We start from the raw sequence: 17,782 nt of genomic DNA, 5'->3' as shown, positions 1-17,782 counted from the left end.
ACAAAGTATCTTCTTGATAGCTTAGGCTTTCAGAAACTCGCTTCGCTCAGACACCTGAAAACCTTATTTTTCTTACAGAAAAATAGCAGCTTTCTGCGGCGTACTTTGTTCCCAATCAGTCATATGCCCACCCTAAAAAAACTCTAAAAATGGGTTATGTGATGCTTAGAAAATGATTCAAAGAAAGCTCATTGCCAAACGTTTCGTTGCAAAAACAGTAGCAAATATACTAGGACGAATACATTTGTTTTACTCCTGAAAGTCTCTAAGAATTATCTGTTGAAATTATTTTTAGTTAAAGCCTTTTAGTACAGAAGTATTGGCACCAAAAACGTTATTGTTTCCATATTTGCTAACTCCTTTTTTTGCCCATTCCATCTCAATTTCTAATTTTTTCAACTCCAACATTTTGGGAGAAGACAAAATATCTTTTGTTTTGGCATCGTATAAGGCCGCATCATATTTACCTTTTGCTTCTGCAATTCTAGCCTTTGCCAAGTTGGTTTGTTCCAACTCTTTTTTAGCAGCTAAAGAGTTTCTACCCTCTTGAATAGCCGTTTCCTCTGCCACTCTAGCCAAAGCTTTAGGAATGTCAACATCTGTAATTTGTACACGGGCAAACTCGACATAAAATTCTGGCAATTCTTGGCTAATAATTTCACGTAACGCTGTTTCAGCCTCCTTTCTTTTCTTTAGGTTTAGTTCCGAAGCAGTGTATTGAGGCACAACTTCCTTTCCAGCAGATTTTAAGGTTTTCAAAATCTTGGTATCGATGTCTGTAATTTTGGTATGTATCAAATTCACTTGTTCAGGATTAAGGTTGTAATCCAAGGCAATTTCTACACTAGTTTCCATGTTTCTAGAATCGTTAAAAACGAATTTTTCAACCAGTGTTTTTTCTCTAACATCATATTCTACACAAGAATTCCAAAGCCAACTGATTCCCATTTCCATCCCCTCTGGTAAGATATGATCCATTTCGGTTTTTCCTCCCCAATACACCTTTACCCCTTTGTGTCCAGGTTGTACAGTAGTACAAGAAGTTATAAAAAATAAAGCTATTAATAGTACTAATAAGTGTTTCATCGTGTTTCTTTTAGTTGATAGAATCATTCAAGTTATACGGAGTATTAATTTAAATAATGAAGATAAATAATATAATAGTAGTCCATTAATTTTATACCTTATTTCAACAGCCTTATCAAAAAAAAAATTCCGTTTAAAGTAAGTTTATTATAAATAATATGATTACTACCTTAAAAAATAGGTACTCTATACTGCTTATTACTACTTTGGTTGTAAGTCATATGCTTAGTTCCTGTAAATACAGGACATACGACTTACGATCGATTACTTTCTTCTAAAACCACATAAACGTAGTGCACGAGCAGTTTGGTAGGGTGTACCAACGGGGATGCCTAGCAGCGAAGCTAAAAGTAGTTAAAAGCTGCCCCTCTTTTAATTTTCACAAAAATCATCGGGTAGCAAACAAAATAGAATCACTCTTAGTAAGATTTTATTAACTTTTTCAAAATCAGCTTGAACAATTGGTCTTATTTTTTGTATTTAAGGCACAGTTCTTTTCATTCTCATTAAAGGAGTATCCCCGCTTTGATTTCATTTATTTCAAAACGCCAATTTTTAATCCAATGATTACCAATCATACCATTGATTTCTTATCCAATTTACAAGAAAACAACAATCGAAACTGGTTCGAAAAGCACAAAGAGGACTATCTAAAAACCAAAAAGGAAATTGAGCATCTCGTCTGTAAAGTTGAAGAAAATCTAAACCAAACAGATGTTATCGAACATTCAAAATTGTATAGAATATACAGAGATGTTCGTTTTTCTAAGAACAAACTCCCCTATAAAGATTATTTTGGAGGTTATTTTAGACGCTTTGGCAATAACCGAAGAGGCAGTTATACCTTTGACATTACGCCCAAAGGGGCATCTGTAGGAGGCGGTTTTTTTGGTCCTAACTCAGATGATTTATTGCGCATTCGCAAAGAGTTTGAAATGGATAGTCAATACATTAAACAAATTGTCGAAGATCCTAACTTTATTCAATTCTTTGGCAAATTGCAAGGAAAAGGTCTAAAAACCGCTCCAAGAGGTTTTGACAAAAAACATCCGAATATCGAATGGATTAGAATGAAGCAGTTTTGTGCATTCAAAAATTTTACTGTTCAAGAGGTGGTACGCCCTGATTTTTCAGATCAAATGACTGAAACCTTTCTCGCCATTCGTCCTTTTTTCGACTATATGACAGAAGTTTTAACAACAGATATGAATGGCGTTTCTATTTTGTAAACTAGCAATCTTCATCTCTAAATCCGAGAAAAAATTAAGCCTAACAACAAGGGATTAAGCCCTTTTATTATAAAACCAATATTCTGCTAAAAATGAGCGGAATAATAAAAAATTACGCTAAATGAAATTAGCAACCATAGACAACAACAGCCGAGATGGTCAATTAGTTGTGGTCAATAAAATGCTAACCAAAGCCATCGCTGTTCCTGAAATTGCTGCAAATATGCAAATCGCCATTGACAATTGGGCACAAACAGCACCTGCCTTAACCACTATTTATAACCAACTTAATCTTAATCAACTAGAAGGTGCTTTTAACTTTCTAGAAGCAAAGATTATGGCTCCCATTCCTAGAGCCTATCATTGGGCGGATGGCAGCGCCTATGTTACCCATGTAGAGTTGGTTCGAAAAGCAAGAAATGCCAAATTGCCAGATTCTTTTTGGACTGATCCATTAATGTATATGGGAGCTTCCGATGCATTTATTGGTGCACACGATCCTATCCAAATAGAACAGGAAGCATGGGGTATTGACTTTGAATCTGAAGTTGCGGTCATAACGGATGACGTACCCGCAGGTGTTTCCCCTAGCCAAGCGCTAGATCACATCCAATTAATTACAATTATCAATGATGTTTCCTTAAGGAACTTGATTCCTAATGAGCTGTCCAAACAATTTGGTTTTTATCAATCTAAACCTTGGACGGCTTTTGCTCCTGTTGTTGTTACGCCTGATGAGCTAGAAGGAGTATGGAAAGATGGAAAGCTCCACTTGCCTTTACATTCTACCCTCAACGGGGAATTGGTTGGCAGCCCCAATGCAGGTATAGATATGACTTTTGATTTTGGAAAACTAATTGCCCATGCAGCAAAAACTCGTTCCTTAATGGCTGGAACGGTCATTGGCTCTGGAACGGTTGCGAATCAAGGGAGTCCTAACGGTTCTAGCTGTATTGCTGAAATAAGATGCCTAGAAATCATTAACAGTGGAAAAGCATCTACTCCATTTATGAGTTTTGGCGATAGAATCGAAATTGAGATGTTTGATGAAACAGGGCAGACTATTTTTGGGAAAATCGACCAAGTTGTCACCGAATATTCGCCTGCTTAAAAAGAGCAATTTGTCAAGTTGAAAATTAGCCCTAATAAAACTGGTTTATTTTCAACTTGACAATTTATTGATCAACAAATGCCCTTAATTGTGAGCAGCACTTGCTTTGTTTTTAAAACTAGAGTACTCTCCAGGTGATCCAATCATAAGTTCTATCCAATTTCCATTTGCCGTTCTTACACGGCGATCTTTATTTTTTAAAGATGAAATAGCATTGTTATAATCAGGATTTGAAGAAACCGTTTTGAGAAAACCATTCTGATAAGAGAAATAATACCAGTCTCCATTGGGAGAAATGATATAAAAGGTCAACGCATCTCCACGAGCAGGATCATTCATTATTTCTAAATGCCCCTTTAGTACTTGTCCAACATGCTTACCTCCAATAGAAGCCAATTGTAATCGACGTCCTTTTGTAATAAAAGACTGTGTCTTAGAGCTCCAAAGTAGTTTATTGTTAATAAAAAAGAACGTATGTGAAAAATCATTGGGCAACTGTAGTCGTTCATCATCTTCTACCTTTTTCCACATTCTATCAAACTTCTTATCATCTGTAATATAGTTTTTCATATGCTGATGCAATTTTTCATTTTTAATACTAGCATATAAAACTTTATCAATTAGCTCATCGTTACTCTGTATATCATTTACAATTACATCTCGAAGTGACTGTGGCAAATAGAAATCTAAATTTGCTGATGTCTCGAATAGGTAATCTGATTTGGTGTTCAAGAAGAAGGTAAAGTCACCAACTACATCTACCCCAAAATCTGGCGCTGTAGCAGAGATAAACCCTTTATCAAAATCGAACCTTCCTGAAGCGACCACCTTTGCATTTTTTTCGGAAACGGTAAATAACTTTCCTGCCTCAGCATCGCCTAGCACTCTTGCAGAGTCTCCAAAAAGGTACATGTTTTCTTCATTATCGAACTTTAATACTCCTACAGCAGAAAAAATACTTCTATCGGTTGGGTTTCGTTTAGGAGAAAGAATAGCAGGATACAAATCCATGGTGTCCAAATCCAAAAACAAACCAACATACATAAATTCTCCAGCGGGATTTTTAGGTGTTTCGTACTCGATAGAAACATCTCTTTTATCTACTTTAGACTCAATCCCAAACCATTCCTGTGTTGGAATAACAGCAGATGATATTTTTGCATAGCCTTTAAAAGTTAATAGTTCTGATTTTGAATTTAACAAAACCTCCCCTTTAAATTTTGTACGCTTATCCAGATGGAAATTAGCCGTATCTCTAACGGTGCCACTTCCTACTGTTACAAATTGCCCTGGAGATTCTTGGGCAGAAGTTACATTATCAAACTTAATTTCTTGCTCTTTATAATTTTCAATATTAAACTCCAAATAACCACTTGCTTTAAACTCACTTCGACTCAGCACATTAATAGATGCTCGTTGAATAACATGGTTTTGATTTAAGGTATCTGCCACAATTCTAGAATCTAGCAAGGTTCTCATGTGTGAAGCCTCTTCAATTTCAACATGCTTGTCCTTGGGATAAACAAAGGCATCTGCAATTCGAATATGCTCTACACCATCAATTTTTAGCAAGCCCGTATTCAAATCATAATCTGCTTTCTCACCTAAAAACACCAAAGAATCTTGTGCCTGCTCTGTCGCTAAGAAAAATCCAGTTTTTCCCTCTTGCGCATCCATAAAAATATGGTCCGTTTTCATGTTCCAATGAAATTGATCCAAAGATGTTTGGTAACTATTATAGGGTAAATCCGTTGCTAAATCTGATTCTTGAGAAATAAAGTCCCCTGTTTGTTTTTCAAAATCAATGATAGCATCTACATTTTCATTTTCAAAAGCAAATTTTTGTACCCCTTGAGACTTGATAATAACGGCCGTAGAAGGCGAAGCGATGGATTGCTTTCCAAATTTAAAATCTCCTCCTGGGTTAGATTCTAAAGTTGCTCCATACCAATCAAAGGTTCCTCGTCCCAATAAACCATCAGGAGTTAAGGTCAAGGAGCCTTCCAAATTAAAATCTGTTGAATCAAAAAATTGGAATGGCACCCCCTCAACAATAGCAGATTCAATATACATACTATCGCTATATGGAGCCCAATCAATGTGTACTTGCTCCCCCTTAACATGTGGAAACTCTACACCATCCCGAACAGAACCTTCTAAATTAAAACTATCTACATCCTCTGCTCTAAATTGATCGGGCAAAAACTCAATATATTCGGATTCAACGGTTGCTCCCAAATAATCCAAGCGACCATTGCCAATCAAACCTTCATTGCTAATTCCAATGGCTCCTTTAAAAGAACCTTTTCCTTTTTTATCCTCTCTAAGATAAATAGGATTAGGATCATTCCCCCTTGTTTCTGTTTCAAACCCTAGAGACAAATCATGGTACATAACCCTTAATTGCTCATTGATTGGCTCAAATATATCTGCGGCATACAATTTCCCTTCAAAAACCAATTGCTCTGGTTTTAAGCGATCCATACCATCTAGCATAAACGGCTCTACCTCATAATAAAATGTCTCTCGATCATAAACCCCTTCTCCTTGCCTGTTCCGCCGATCGTAATAAACCCTTGATTTGCTGGTGGATTCAAAGGATGGATAAATGGGATCACTCTGCATCCGCCCAGATTTATTACTAGGTACATCAATCAACATCAAGCCGCTCCCTCCTTCGATAACGCTATTAATGGGTTCTTTTTCATTGGTTGGTAACTGTGTCAAGTCCTCAATCGCACGTTCTTCTTTGGGTCTTCCTGCCAAAATTCCAGCTTCTTCTCCATGACGAGCCCGTTTATAGATAAACAAATCCATAAAGTTGATAGAATCCATTTCTACATGGAAAATATCGTAGATAAAATGAAAATTGGTTCCTGTAAAATTACAAAATCCACCAGACATCACGCCATTAAAATCCATATTACGCCCTTTGAGCATTTTTACTTGCCCATTAAATGGTCGAGCAATAACTTGCTGTGAATCACTCAAAACAAACTCCTGCACTCCAAAGGTTTCGATCTCTCCCTTTTTCATATTAAAAACCGCATTGGCTGGTTTTTTATTATTTCGAGAAGGAACCGACTTAATGCGGATTTTATCAAAATCGTGGTCTTTTTTCTTCGTATTAACAGAAGCAGCATAATGGAACAATTTGTCTCGCAATCGGATTGTTCCTTTTTCTTTGTTATAAACCACAAAGCCATCTTTCACCATCTCTAAAAATAAAGGCAAGGTATTGCTTAGATTAAAAGACGGGTCGGGCACAACAGTCATTAAATTATAAACATCTATAGCTCCAAACTTATAGGTTTTTGGAAAGCCCTTCATAAAATCCCTGTAATCTTGGTTTCTCTCAATAATTTTAAACGACGGATTTTTTGAAGCTTTTTCAATCTCTTCAGAAGTCAAAATTGTAATTCGTTCCATCCTTTTGTCCAATAAAGCGGCCAACTCATCAGCAGATACCACCCTAGGATCAGTATCCGCAAAATCGTCTTCTGACTCATCTTCGGGAGTTTCTTCTACTTCTGTTGGAGGCCATTCGCCAATTTCCTTCAAAAAAGCAGTATCTATTGGCTCATCCTCATAACCTCTATCAAAAAAGGGCTTGCCATTTTCATCACAAAAGTCAGGCTGTTGCTTACAGTATTCTTCATCAGACATGGGCCCTTCCTGCTCCCACGGGTTGGTATCGGGTCGAACAGAGCCCGCCAATTCCTGAGCCTGTTTTAACTTATCGGAATAAACCGCAAATTTAATCAAGGGGTTGATAGAAATGATATTTTGATATTTCTCAAAAAGCAATTGATCAAAATGGTTCTCCGATGCCATTTCCAAATCTTGATTGTTATCTCCCAAAGTCAATTCATCCGTATCAATTAACCAAGAAATAGAAGTTACCTTCATGTCCATTTCTTGCAATGAATTGGAAAAAGGCACCCTAGATATTCTAGAGTCACTCCTTGCTAAATCTAATTTTCGCTGAACAATACTATACAAAAAGTTAATACTTGGATGATAAATAGAATCAATTGACCCATCATCGTGATTAATGTATAGCGTTACCTTTGCATCTTGTGAAACAACCTTTTCACCTTTTAGAATATCAAAATTCCCAGATTCTGCTTTTACAATCCGCTGTCCTTTGCTATTGGTAATATAAACCGTTGACAAACCTTTTTCATCACCATAACCTTGAACAGAAGATCCCGTCATGACAAAACCACCCATATAAGTTACCCCTTCTCCAATATCATCCATTCGGATATTTCTCGAATTAGATTCAAACCTAGGATAGCGCATATTTTTAGCATTTCGCTTTACGGCTCTATCTTTTAAACGACCTTCAATTGGTTGTTTAAATACCGAATTATAGTGCAGGGTTGCATTCGATGCAGAATACGAAGTGCTTCGAGTTTCTATGGTATATGTTTTGAGCAAAGCATAAGCATCTTTTGCACCTTCAGCCGTCCAGTCCACCTGTCCTTTTACGCCTTTCCACTTCTGTTCTAAGGGGTAATAAATGCCCTTTGCGTCCTTAATGGTTAAAGAATCTCGTTTATTATAGCAAATTAAATTGGTGTTTTCATACTTAATAGACAAAATGCCATCCTCATATTTCATATCAAAAACTCTCGATTCAGAACGCCACTTATGGCTTCCCTTTGAAATATCGTATAGGTTACCTGTTTTCCAAAAATTTCGGCTAAACTTCAAATAGTTTTCAAACAAAACAGTCTTACCATCTTGTTGCGCCATTAATATTTTTTTTGAAATTTTAATCCACTTGCTAAAATGTTGAGAAGCCAAGCCCTCATCATCTGAAAACGTATGAATAATATCCAACAGATGTCGAAAGAAGTTATATCGCTTCATGTTTCGCTTAATCATCTCATTTCCAAGATCCGCCAGACCATCATAAAACTCAGGTGTCCACTTTCCAGCTTTTTGTTTCTGTTTCATGGTCGCCATAATCTCTTCACATTCCTCCCGTTTGGTCGCCAGCATAATCTCTTCCATATACTTGTAACATTCAGTCGCAGAAGTCGGAATTTCATCTACTTCTTCTGGTTGAGCCCAAGCCAATGAAGTTATTAACAAAAAAAAGCTAAGCAGGGTAAATTTTAATAGATTCATAATTATAGCTTACAATTTGAAAAGATTTGGCATTGTTGCCAAAATATAAAAACAAAGTATACAATTCTCCGTACTCCTAAAGTGAGTACACTCTTTAAAGAACTATCCCAAAACCAAACAACGCCATTTTTCTCGTTTCATCGTATCAACTAACTTCAAACCATGTTCAGCAGCAGCCTTTACAACTAAGTCAATGTCCTCCTCCAAAAAACCAGAAGTCAGCAAAACACCCCCATCTTTTAAACGTGCTGCCATACGATCCATTGTACCTAGGATCACATTTCTATTGATATTGGCTAGTACCACATCGTATTTTTGAGCAGGTGCAGCATCTATTTCTCCACAATACACCCCAATAGTATCTCCACAATTATTAATGGCAACATTTTCTAGTGTATTTTCATAAGCCCATTTATCAATATCAATAGCATCCAATGTTGTTGCCCCCAATTTTTGGGCTAAGATAGCTAAGACCCCAGTACCACAACCATAATCAAAAACTGTTTTAGCAGAAAAATCTAGCTTTTCCATTTGCTTCATCATCATATAAGTAGTAGCATGATGCCCTGTTCCAAATGACATTTTAGGGGTAACTACTATTTCGTGTTTTACGGTCGTAATTGGTTGGTGAAAGGTAGCTCTAACGGCACAAAAATCATCCACCCAAACAGGTTCGTAATCGGATTCCCATTTGGCATTCCAATTTTGATCCGCAACGAGCTCCTGCTGTATGCTCAATTGGTATTGTGCTTTTAAGTCGCCTAGGGTTTCTTGTAGTTTTTGGTTATAATCTTCTTCATTAATATAAGCCACCAATATACCTTCTTCTTCGCTAAAGCCATTAAACTCAAAATCGGACAGGTGTGCTACTAAAATGTCGTTTACTGTTTTATCCTCCGCCTCTAAAGTCAATTTTAAATAATTCATTCTTCTTTTCTTGTTCTATACTTGTTTTTATAATTTGTAATCAGTCTCTTGGTAAGAATACAAAACTAATCGTGCATTTTATCTGTAAATCGCTAAAATTGCTTGCAGTTCAATTCACCCAAAAAATTGCATAAATTGACAATCATTCGTTTTGCATCCTTACCGCTCAAAATACTAAAACAAACTCATCTGTCCATCATCTATCTGCTTTGTTTTTTTAGAAAACCGCAAGTCGCTTTTGCGTTCTAGTGCATCTATTAAATAAATACACATATCAGGCGATAAGATATTATTGGGTTGGTGAGAGAAAAAATAAACTTCTTTTAGCCCTTGATTCATCCAGTTTACCAACAAATCTACCCATTCGTCAATTCGTTCATAATCTGTTGGAGCTAACCCATTTCCTACAAAACGAACCATGGCAGTAGGAGTTGTTAATCCCAAATGTAGAACATCTCTCCTTCCCGCAACATCTGTGATCACAGTTCCAACGTTATGGCTCGCCAATAAATCAAGATATAGGCGAAAATAAGTCGGTTTTTGAAACCAATCTTCATGGCGTACTTCTACCGCTAAAGGAACTTCATCGGTTGGGAATTTTGTCAAAAACTGCTCTAAAATATTAATTCTATTAGGACCAAAGTTAGGTGGCAATTGTATAAATGAAGTGCCTAATTTCTCTTTTAGACCAATAATAGCAGTGCAAAATTTGTCAATTTCTTTTCCATAAGCCCCCAAATCCGTACTGTGACTGATAGATTGTGGAATTTTAGGTGAAAATTTAAAGGTCTTATCGGTTAAATTATACCAATTTTTAATGGTTTCTACGGTTGGAATTCTATAATGTGTTGTATTTAATTCTATGGTAGAAAATTGCCTAGCGTAATGGTACAAATATTCTTTTGCTTTGGTCTTCTTGGGATAAAATTTTCCTAACCATTCTTTCATAGCCCATCCCGTACATCCAAAATAAAAACTAGGTTTTACATTATCTTTTGGTATTTTCTTTAAGAGTTTTGTAGTACTTAGCGGCACCTCTCCCATAGAGAAGTCAACGTTGCTAATATTTTTTAATTTTCCAAATTCCATTAGCTTGATTAATTATTAGAAGTTTTGAGTACTTTAATTCTATTATAAAAGACGCTCTTTGACAACTCTATCACGCAGTAACCACGCAGTAGCAGCGAAGCTAATCGTGTGGAAATTTTAATTAACGTCTTTAATTATGCCGTTTGGGTATTAGATCGCTTCGCTTTTAAGACTATATAGTTGCAATTCATACCTATATAGTCTTAAAAGCGAAGCGATCTAAAAACAACCTGATCTAGGCTCTAATATCCCAAAATAGAAGCATTTTACCTTACGTTTTACGATTAGCACACAAGTTGTCAAAGAACCATAAAAGATACACTTTATTTTTTATATAAGTCTTCCAAAACCTTCATTGCTTTTTTTCCTTGGGGAGTATAATCTCGTGCTGCCTGAACTGGTGTTAACACAGATGGTAAATCTACATACCATTTCCATTGAAAACCACCTGCCCACCAAGATTTTTCGCCAAAAGTTTCTAACAGAGCCTGTAGAGCATTTGCCTGAGCTTGTTCACTCAATACGGCTTGCTCTTGCATCTGCTCCAACAACCAAGCCTTGTAGGCACAAGCTTCTAAACTCATATATCCAAACTCTGTAAATAATACAGGGCGACCCCAAGCTTTATAAAATGCATGAAGGCTATCTACTGTTGGCATCCAAGCCTCCTTTAACGCATTGACAGTGGGTCTTTTTTGGGGAGTTAATGGGAAATAAGCATCTACTCCAATATAATCCAAAGCATCCCAAAAAGTAATCCGATGATAGTTATCCCAATTGGCCGCATAAACTAATTTTCCTGTATAAATTGTTCGAATTTCTTCAATTAATGCTCTCCAAAATTCAGGACGCTGTAAAGCAAATCGTTTCATTTCTGTCCCCACCGAAAACAGCTCTACTCCTAGACTATCCGCCAATTTAACCATCGGCAGAATATAATTTCTATAGTTGTCTTCAAAAATCACCCAATCTTCTTCCTTTTCAAATGCTAAATCCCCCACCCATTGGTTATAAGCCCATAATTGAGGCTTTAGCAAGATACTTAGATTTTCTTTTCTAGCCAACTCAATCGTTTTAATCAATCCTTCTGGACGCTCTCCCCACCACTGATAACCGCTATATTGAATATCGGGCTGATCTTTATAAAAAAATGCAAACGGTTGAATACTAATCCAGTTAATCCCAATTTGTTTAAGAACAGGCATGGGATTGGTTCTAAAAGGACTAGGAGGAGCCATAATTGCCATTCCATTAATCTTTGAAGCAAGAATCCCTTTTTTTACGCTAGGGTTATTATAGTGATACCATGAACAACTAGAAAAAAAAAGCACCAAAGCTCCCATTGCAACAAATCGTACTCGCATAAATTTAATTCCTTATTCCGTAAGTTTTTAGTACTGGACAAAATATAGTAGTGGATGCTTATTCATACAATACTTTTAATACATCTGCGGCTATCTTACCTTCAGGAGTATAATCTTTTGAAATGTCCTGCTCACAAGAAGCACTAACTGCATCAGCATACCATTTCCATTGAAAACCACCTGCCCACCAATCTTCCCTAGCCAAAGCCTCTATCAATCCATGCAATGCGTTCGCTTGAGCCTGTTCATTCATTCCTGTTGCGGTCATCTTAGACTCTAATTCCCAAGTTTTATAAGCACAACCGTTTAAACTTAGATAACCAAATTCCGTAAATAAAATAGGTTTGTTATAAGATGCAGAAAAAGCAGACAGTTCATCTTTGTAAGGTTTCCAAGCCTCTATCAAATCACAAACAATAGGCGTTTCATCTGGAAGCAAGGGAAAATAAGCATCCACTCCTATAAAATCCAACTCTTGCCAAAAAGTCACCTCATCATAATCGTCCCAATTCGCAGCATAAGTCAATTGTCCCGTATATACTTGTCGAATGGATTGAATCAAATTGCTCCAATAAGCAGGCCTGTGCTTTACAAATTTTGCAATTTCTGTTCCTACACAAAACATCTCTGCATTCATGGTAACAGCCATATCAACCCACTCCATAATAAACTCTGTATAACTAATCTCAAAACTATCCCACTTAGCCTCTGTATCAAACGACAACTCTCCTACCCATTCTGTAGCAGACCAAAGCTGGGGTTTAACCATCACTTTCATGCCCTGTGCATGAGCCGATTGAATGACTTCAATAACCGCCGCCTTGGTTGAAGGACCATGTGGACAGGTTGGCAAAGGGCAACAAGAAACACTATCAATTTTAGGATCTCCACTAGCATAATAACCATAAGGTAAGGTAGCAATCCAGTCTACTCCTAGCGATTGAAGTTGTTTAATTGGCGCTCCTTGAATTGGGCTTTGAGCAGCAACCACTGACATTCCCTTGATTTTTTGGTTCATCAAATCTCCCTTTGGAACAAGTTCGCAAGGCAGTTGATCCGTTGCACAACCCGAAAAGCCAATAATTGCAAACAAGATTCCTAATGGGCGTAGTAATTTTATTATTATTTTCTGCATAATATTTGGGGTCTGTTTATTGTTTTGGTTTAGGTAAAAAAAACTATGATTTATTTTTTAGCAATAATTAATACATCATTGATTGCGTTTTCATCGTTTAAATGCTGCTGGACACGCCTTAAATCCATAATGGTAAAATGATATTTTTCTAATAAGCTCTTCAAATAGTCTGCTTGATAATAATAGGTATACAGTCGTTTCTCTCCCCCCGAACTCGGTCCTTTCCATCCAGATTTATGAAAATCATCCTCCATGGTGCTTAAAAACAGAATCCCACCTTCTTCCAATAAATTAAACGCATCTTGAATCAGTTTTTCTACCCCATCCTTTGGTAAGTAGGGAATTAAAAAGCCAGCTATAATAGCTTTGTATTGCTCATTCAATTGATCAATTTTCCTACTATCCAATGCTTGAAATTTAGCAGTGGGATTGTTCTTTTTTGCCAATTTCAACATAGCAGGAGCCAAATCTGTCGCTAATATATCCCAATCTGGTTTTTTGCTAAGCAAATACTGTGTAATATTACCAGGACCACAAGCCAGTTCCAATACCTTCGCTTTTTCATCTTTGATTGATTCACAGAATACATCCAAACTTTGTTGGTACAGAGACAAATCCATGAATTTATCTTGATATTCCTGAGCAACACTATCAAAAAGCGCTATTGCAGCTTCCGTCTTGTCCATTTTCAGTTAATTTTTGTACATTTTTTCTAATACTTTCTCTGCCATTTTACCTTGGGGAGTATAATCTCGCTCCCTTTTTCCTTCTCCCATAGCACTCTTATAATTAGGATACCACTTCCACAAAAAACCACCTGCCCACCAATCTTCTTTTGAGAAAATCTCCAATAGAGCTTGAATTGCATGGGCTTGAGCCGCTTGGTTAATCCCAACACTAGCCCTTCTTTTTTCCAATTCCCATGTTTTGTCTGCACAACCGTCCAAACTTAGGTAACCAAACTCTGTAAACACAATTGGCTTATTCCATTTTTTTGCATAGGCACTCAATTGCATTAAAGTTGGTTGCCAAGCACGCTTTAACGCACAAACAGAAGGCGTTTTATCTGCCAATAAAGGGAAATACGCATCTGTTCCTATATAATCCAATTGATCCCAAAAAGTCACCTTATCATAATCGTCCCAATTAGGAGCATAGGTTAGCTTTCCCTTATAAATTGTTCTAACTTTATCAATAAGAGCCCTCCAGAAAACAGGGCGTTGCTCTACCGAATGTCGGATTTCTGTGCCAATACAAAATAAATCTACCTTCATACTGTCCGCAATCGTTGCCCATTTCAGGATAAAATTGGTGTAATTTTTCTCAAAAACAGCCCAGGATTCATCGGTTTTTAAATTCAAATCCCCAATCCACTGGTTGTGCGTCCATAATTGGGGTTTTAGCATTACTTTAATCTTTTTTTGATGGGCATAGTTTATCGTTTGGCAAATCCCTTCTGGGCTTTCCCCCCACCAACCACCTGTTCCAAAACTCTGAATCGTTGGTTGATCTTTACTAAAATAAGCATAGGGTAAAACAGCAACCCAATCAACCCCTAATTTATTCAATGCAATAAGGGGGTCATTAGGAAAAGGATTGGGGGGAGCAACAAAAGACATTCCTTTGATTTTATTTGCCAATAAGCCAGATTTTATGGGAGCTTCGCAATCGTAAGAAATTGTTTTTATAGAACTCGATAATTGCTTTTTATTCGTAGTTGTTGTACTGCAAACAAACCCAAATGACAAAACGATAAAAAACAAACCTAAGAAAATCTTATACCGCATAATTCATCTGAATTTTGAGTTAAAAATTAGCTTTTATTGATACAAATCCCGCAGAACATCCGCTGCCATTTTACCTTGGGGAGTATAATCATCCGAGCGATCTTGGGAACTAGTAGCCAAATCTGCATACCATTTCCACTGAAAACCACCTGCCCACCAATCTTCCTTCCCAAATGTTTCTAATAAAGCCTGTGCAGCGTTCGCTTGTGCTTGTTCATTAATAGAAGCACTACTTCTATTTTTTTCTAATTTCCAAGTTTGATAAGCACAACCATCCAAACTTAAATACCCCCATTCTGTAAATAAAATTGGTTTATTCCACCGTTTTGAAAACGCTTCTAAAGCCTCAAACGTTGGCTCCCAAGCTTTTTTTAAGTCACAAACAGTAGGAGTATGATCAGGAATCAATGAAAAGTAGGCATCTACTCCTATGTAATCTAGTTGATCCCAAAAGGCAATCTGGTCGTATTCATCCCAATTGGGGGCATAGGTCAGTTTCCCTGTGTAAATTTGCCGAATTGTATCAATTAAATTACTCCAATAAGCAGGATGATTCATGGCAGATGCCTTAATTTCTGTACCAATACAAAATAAGTCCACGTCTAGGCTTTCTGCTAACCTTGCCCAGTAACAAATGAAATCCGTATAGTTGGCATGAAAAATATCCCATTCTGCCTGACTTGGATAATCCATATCCCCAATCCATCCTTTCCAAGACCAAAGTTGTGGCTTCAACATTGTTTTCATCCCCTGTGCCTGTGCTAAGTTATGACTCGTTGTAATTCCTGCGGCTGTCTCGCCCCACCACCAACCACTATTCCCTGTTGAATCATATTGTATACTGGCACTGTCTGGATCAAAAAAACCAAAGGGCAATAAAGCGACCCAATCAATTCCCAAAACAGTCATCTCAGCCATAGGATCTTGAACAAATGGATCGGGAGGAGCAGTTAAAGACATTCCGCAAATTTTTCCCTTCAACAAGCCATTTTGCCTTGAAGCTTCACAGGCTGGAGGTACTTTATCACAGCCCATTTCCCCCAATAATAAGAATAAAAAAAACGCAAATAAATAAGTATTGTTCATAACAATCAATTTAATAACACTCTGTCAAATTTTGACAAAAACCAACAGAGTATTAATTTAAGAAATACTCAACTCAGGATATGCTGTATATTTTAAAATGGGGGCAAAATATAACAGGTCTGTGTCCTCTTACTTATTCACATTAGCCTGTTAGAAAACGCCTCTTAATTAGAGGTCTAACAAACAGACTTTTATTGTTCCTTAACTACAAGGAAATCAATTTTAGTTAGGAAGTATAAAATTTAGAAAAAATTTAGTTTTTTTTAACGCTAATTAATTATTTTCATTCTCAATAGTAATCTATATCCATAAGAAATGGCTGAAATGATTTACCTTATTCTCATTGTATTTTTGGGCAGTCTTGTTAATTCTACCTTTGGTTTTGGTTTTGCCTTAGTCAGCATGCCCCTACTTTCTATCCAATTTGGATTGAATACCCTAGGACCACTTCTTCCTCTTTTATTTCTACTAGGAGGAGGAACCATTGTTTTTAGAGCTAGGAAAAACATTGAATTTAAGAACGTTTTTCCGCTGATACTAGCCGCTATACTTCTAATTCCTTTTGGCGTTTACCTAGGTAAAAATGGTCCCGAATCCATTATAAAAACCGTCTTAGGCTGCTTCATTATTCTATTTTCTATCTATAACCTTAGTCATTTTCAGCTTCCCCAACTAAAGAACAATAGATGGGCAATTCCCTTTGGCGCTATATCTGGTTTATTTGCAGGCGCTTATAATATATCAGGTCCTCCTGCTGTTATTTATGGAACCTTGCGACAATGGTCTTCTAAAACATTTAGAGCAAGTCTTCAAGCCTATTTTTTATGCATCAATACACTAGTAATAGGCAACCATATCTATATGGATTCTTATAAAAACGCATTAATTGTTCCCTATTTCTTGTGTGCTTGTCCAGCCATGCTTATGGCTGTCCCTATTGGAAAAAAAATAAATAACAAAATTGCAGACCCAAAGGTTTTTAATAAATATGTATATATATTAATGCTCTTATCTGGTCTTTTATTGATCGGTAAAGTCTATCTTTAGACGTTCAAATCAATCCTACAAAAAATTATGCAAGCACTCGAACAACAATACGGCAACGCATTAAAACATAAAAAATTTGCTGAATTAATTCAATTGCAAAAAGAAATTGTCGAACGACACGGCAACAAAGGCATCCTCTATTTGCTGCAACAACAACTATCTGGACAAATTTGTTTTCTTACAGCGATTAATGATAAAACCTGTCCTTGGTTTGTTCACAAAGACTTGCCCTTAGAAGTGTTTATAGATACGATCTGGGCACCTGTTCAAAATCAACTTCCACTTTTTTTGACTTTATTAAAAGAGCGTTGTCAACACATTTTAGTAGTAAAGCAAGATACCGAATGGCAACTTGTCTATTTTGTTGAATTATTACTAGAAGATCAAACGCCATTTTTTGCCTTTTACAATGGAGCAGCTCCTCTTTCTGATGAAGCCGCAAAGGAACGCCCCAATATTACGGCACAATATCAACAGCATTTAGGCTTATTCTACCAAGTTCACAATGGCTTTGGGGAATTAAATCGAGAATCTGTTTTACCCTTAGATGAGTTAACTAAAATTAAATGTGAGGGGGTTCTTTATTTGCGTTTCTTTGACTTTGTTTCTCCAGCTAGACAATGCATCAAAATGGAGGATTTAGCCCAAAAGAATCCGATCAGCTATGATTATGATCGAGGGAATATCCGAAGCTATTACCCTTTCTGGAATTTCTTAGACGAACGGCTAGCCTTGATGGATGAAGAATAGTAAGAAATATGTTTTTTTGACACCCCATAGGC

At 36.8% G+C, this 17,782-nt stretch carries 13 protein-coding genes; 4 read left to right on the top strand and 9 right to left on the bottom strand.

What is annotated here, in order from left to right:
- Window positions 1–291 precede the first annotated feature (291 nt).
- Window positions 292–1,086, bottom strand: a complete 795-nt coding sequence (locus tag AsAng_RS08065) for an SPFH domain-containing protein (protein ID WP_264792256.1) — start codon at window positions 1,084–1,086, stop codon at window positions 292–294.
- Between the two features lie 563 nt (window positions 1,087–1,649).
- Here AsAng_RS08065 and AsAng_RS08060 point away from each other — a divergent pair.
- Window positions 1,650–2,315 carry a DUF2461 domain-containing protein gene (locus AsAng_RS08060; protein ID WP_264792255.1) on the top strand — a complete coding sequence of 222 codons (666 nt, stop codon included), beginning with the start codon at window positions 1,650–1,652 and terminating at the stop codon, window positions 2,313–2,315.
- A 121-nt stretch (window positions 2,316–2,436) separates the two neighbouring features.
- Complete coding sequence (locus AsAng_RS08055; RefSeq protein ID WP_264792254.1) at window positions 2,437–3,426, top strand: fumarylacetoacetate hydrolase family protein; 990 nt, start codon at window positions 2,437–2,439, stop codon at window positions 3,424–3,426.
- An 84-nt stretch (window positions 3,427–3,510) separates the two neighbouring features.
- Here the strand turns inward: AsAng_RS08055 and AsAng_RS08050 are convergent, their stop codons facing one another.
- The 8 genes from AsAng_RS08050 to AsAng_RS08015 form a co-directional block, all read right to left on the bottom strand.
- Window positions 3,511–8,565, bottom strand: coding sequence for a hypothetical protein (locus AsAng_RS08050; RefSeq protein WP_264792253.1), 5,055 nt, complete (start codon window positions 8,563–8,565; stop codon window positions 3,511–3,513).
- Between the two features lie 102 nt (window positions 8,566–8,667).
- Window positions 8,668–9,492, bottom strand: coding sequence for a 50S ribosomal protein L11 methyltransferase (prmA, locus tag AsAng_RS08045; RefSeq protein WP_264792252.1), 825 nt, complete (start codon window positions 9,490–9,492; stop codon window positions 8,668–8,670).
- A 174-nt stretch (window positions 9,493–9,666) separates the two neighbouring features.
- On the bottom strand, window positions 9,667–10,581 hold the full coding sequence (locus AsAng_RS08040) for a DUF72 domain-containing protein (RefSeq protein ID WP_264792251.1): 915 nt from the start codon (window positions 10,579–10,581) through the stop codon (window positions 9,667–9,669).
- A 323-nt stretch (window positions 10,582–10,904) separates the two neighbouring features.
- Window positions 10,905–11,945, bottom strand: coding sequence for a glycoside hydrolase family 113 (locus AsAng_RS08035; protein ID WP_264792250.1), 1,041 nt, complete (start codon window positions 11,943–11,945; stop codon window positions 10,905–10,907).
- Between the two features lie 58 nt (window positions 11,946–12,003).
- On the bottom strand, window positions 12,004–13,080 hold the full coding sequence (locus AsAng_RS08030; protein WP_264792249.1) for a glycoside hydrolase family 113: 1,077 nt from the start codon (window positions 13,078–13,080) through the stop codon (window positions 12,004–12,006).
- 50 nt (window positions 13,081–13,130) lie between these two features.
- Window positions 13,131–13,766 carry a class I SAM-dependent DNA methyltransferase gene (locus AsAng_RS08025; RefSeq protein WP_264792248.1) on the bottom strand — a complete coding sequence of 212 codons (636 nt, stop codon included), beginning with the start codon at window positions 13,764–13,766 and terminating at the stop codon, window positions 13,131–13,133.
- Between the two features lie 6 nt (window positions 13,767–13,772).
- The gene (locus AsAng_RS08020; RefSeq protein ID WP_264792247.1) at window positions 13,773–14,867 is read right to left on the bottom strand and encodes a glycoside hydrolase family 113; all 1,095 of its coding nucleotides are present in this window, start codon (window positions 14,865–14,867) and stop codon (window positions 13,773–13,775) included.
- 33 nt (window positions 14,868–14,900) lie between these two features.
- Window positions 14,901–15,953: a glycoside hydrolase family 113 gene (locus AsAng_RS08015; RefSeq protein ID WP_264792246.1), complete on the bottom strand. Its 1,053-nt coding sequence runs from the start codon at window positions 15,951–15,953 to the stop codon at window positions 14,901–14,903.
- A gap of 315 nt (window positions 15,954–16,268) precedes the next feature.
- Here AsAng_RS08015 and AsAng_RS08010 point away from each other — a divergent pair, with 315 nt between their 5' ends.
- Both AsAng_RS08010 and AsAng_RS08005 read left to right on the top strand, forming a co-directional pair.
- Window positions 16,269–17,000, top strand: a complete 732-nt coding sequence (locus tag AsAng_RS08010) for a sulfite exporter TauE/SafE family protein (RefSeq protein ID WP_264792245.1) — start codon at window positions 16,269–16,271, stop codon at window positions 16,998–17,000.
- A 27-nt stretch (window positions 17,001–17,027) separates the two neighbouring features.
- Entirely contained in the window at window positions 17,028–17,750 is a 723-nt protein-coding gene (locus tag AsAng_RS08005) for a hypothetical protein (protein ID WP_264792244.1), read from the top strand.
- Window positions 17,751–17,782 lie beyond the last annotated feature (32 nt).

The sequence above is a fragment of the Aureispira anguillae genome (assembly GCF_026000115.1).
Taxonomy (GTDB): domain Bacteria; phylum Bacteroidota; class Bacteroidia; order Chitinophagales; family Saprospiraceae; genus Aureispira; species Aureispira anguillae.
Note: the sequence above shows the minus strand (reverse complement) of the source record. Positions and strands in the feature narration are given on the sequence as shown.

Coding starts and splice junctions, on each gene's coding strand:
- AsAng_RS08065 (WP_264792256.1), bottom strand. CDS start 1,086: ATGAAACACTTATTAGTACTATTAATAGCTTTATTTTTTATAACTTCT.
- AsAng_RS08060 (WP_264792255.1), top strand. CDS start 1,650: ATGATTACCAATCATACCATTGATTTCTTATCCAATTTACAAGAAAAC.
- AsAng_RS08055 (WP_264792254.1), top strand. CDS start 2,437: ATGAAATTAGCAACCATAGACAACAACAGCCGAGATGGTCAATTAGTT.
- AsAng_RS08050 (WP_264792253.1), bottom strand. CDS start 8,565: ATGAATCTATTAAAATTTACCCTGCTTAGCTTTTTTTTGTTAATAACT.
- prmA (WP_264792252.1), bottom strand. CDS start 9,492: ATGAATTATTTAAAATTGACTTTAGAGGCGGAGGATAAAACAGTAAAC.
- AsAng_RS08040 (WP_264792251.1), bottom strand. CDS start 10,581: ATGGAATTTGGAAAATTAAAAAATATTAGCAACGTTGACTTCTCTATG.
- AsAng_RS08035 (WP_264792250.1), bottom strand. CDS start 11,945: ATGCGAGTACGATTTGTTGCAATGGGAGCTTTGGTGCTTTTTTTTTCT.
- AsAng_RS08030 (WP_264792249.1), bottom strand. CDS start 13,080: ATGCAGAAAATAATAATAAAATTACTACGCCCATTAGGAATCTTGTTT.
- AsAng_RS08025 (WP_264792248.1), bottom strand. CDS start 13,766: ATGGACAAGACGGAAGCTGCAATAGCGCTTTTTGATAGTGTTGCTCAG.
- AsAng_RS08020 (WP_264792247.1), bottom strand. CDS start 14,867: ATGCGGTATAAGATTTTCTTAGGTTTGTTTTTTATCGTTTTGTCATTT.
- AsAng_RS08015 (WP_264792246.1), bottom strand. CDS start 15,953: ATGAACAATACTTATTTATTTGCGTTTTTTTTATTCTTATTATTGGGG.
- AsAng_RS08010 (WP_264792245.1), top strand. CDS start 16,269: ATGGCTGAAATGATTTACCTTATTCTCATTGTATTTTTGGGCAGTCTT.
- AsAng_RS08005 (WP_264792244.1), top strand. CDS start 17,028: ATGCAAGCACTCGAACAACAATACGGCAACGCATTAAAACATAAAAAA.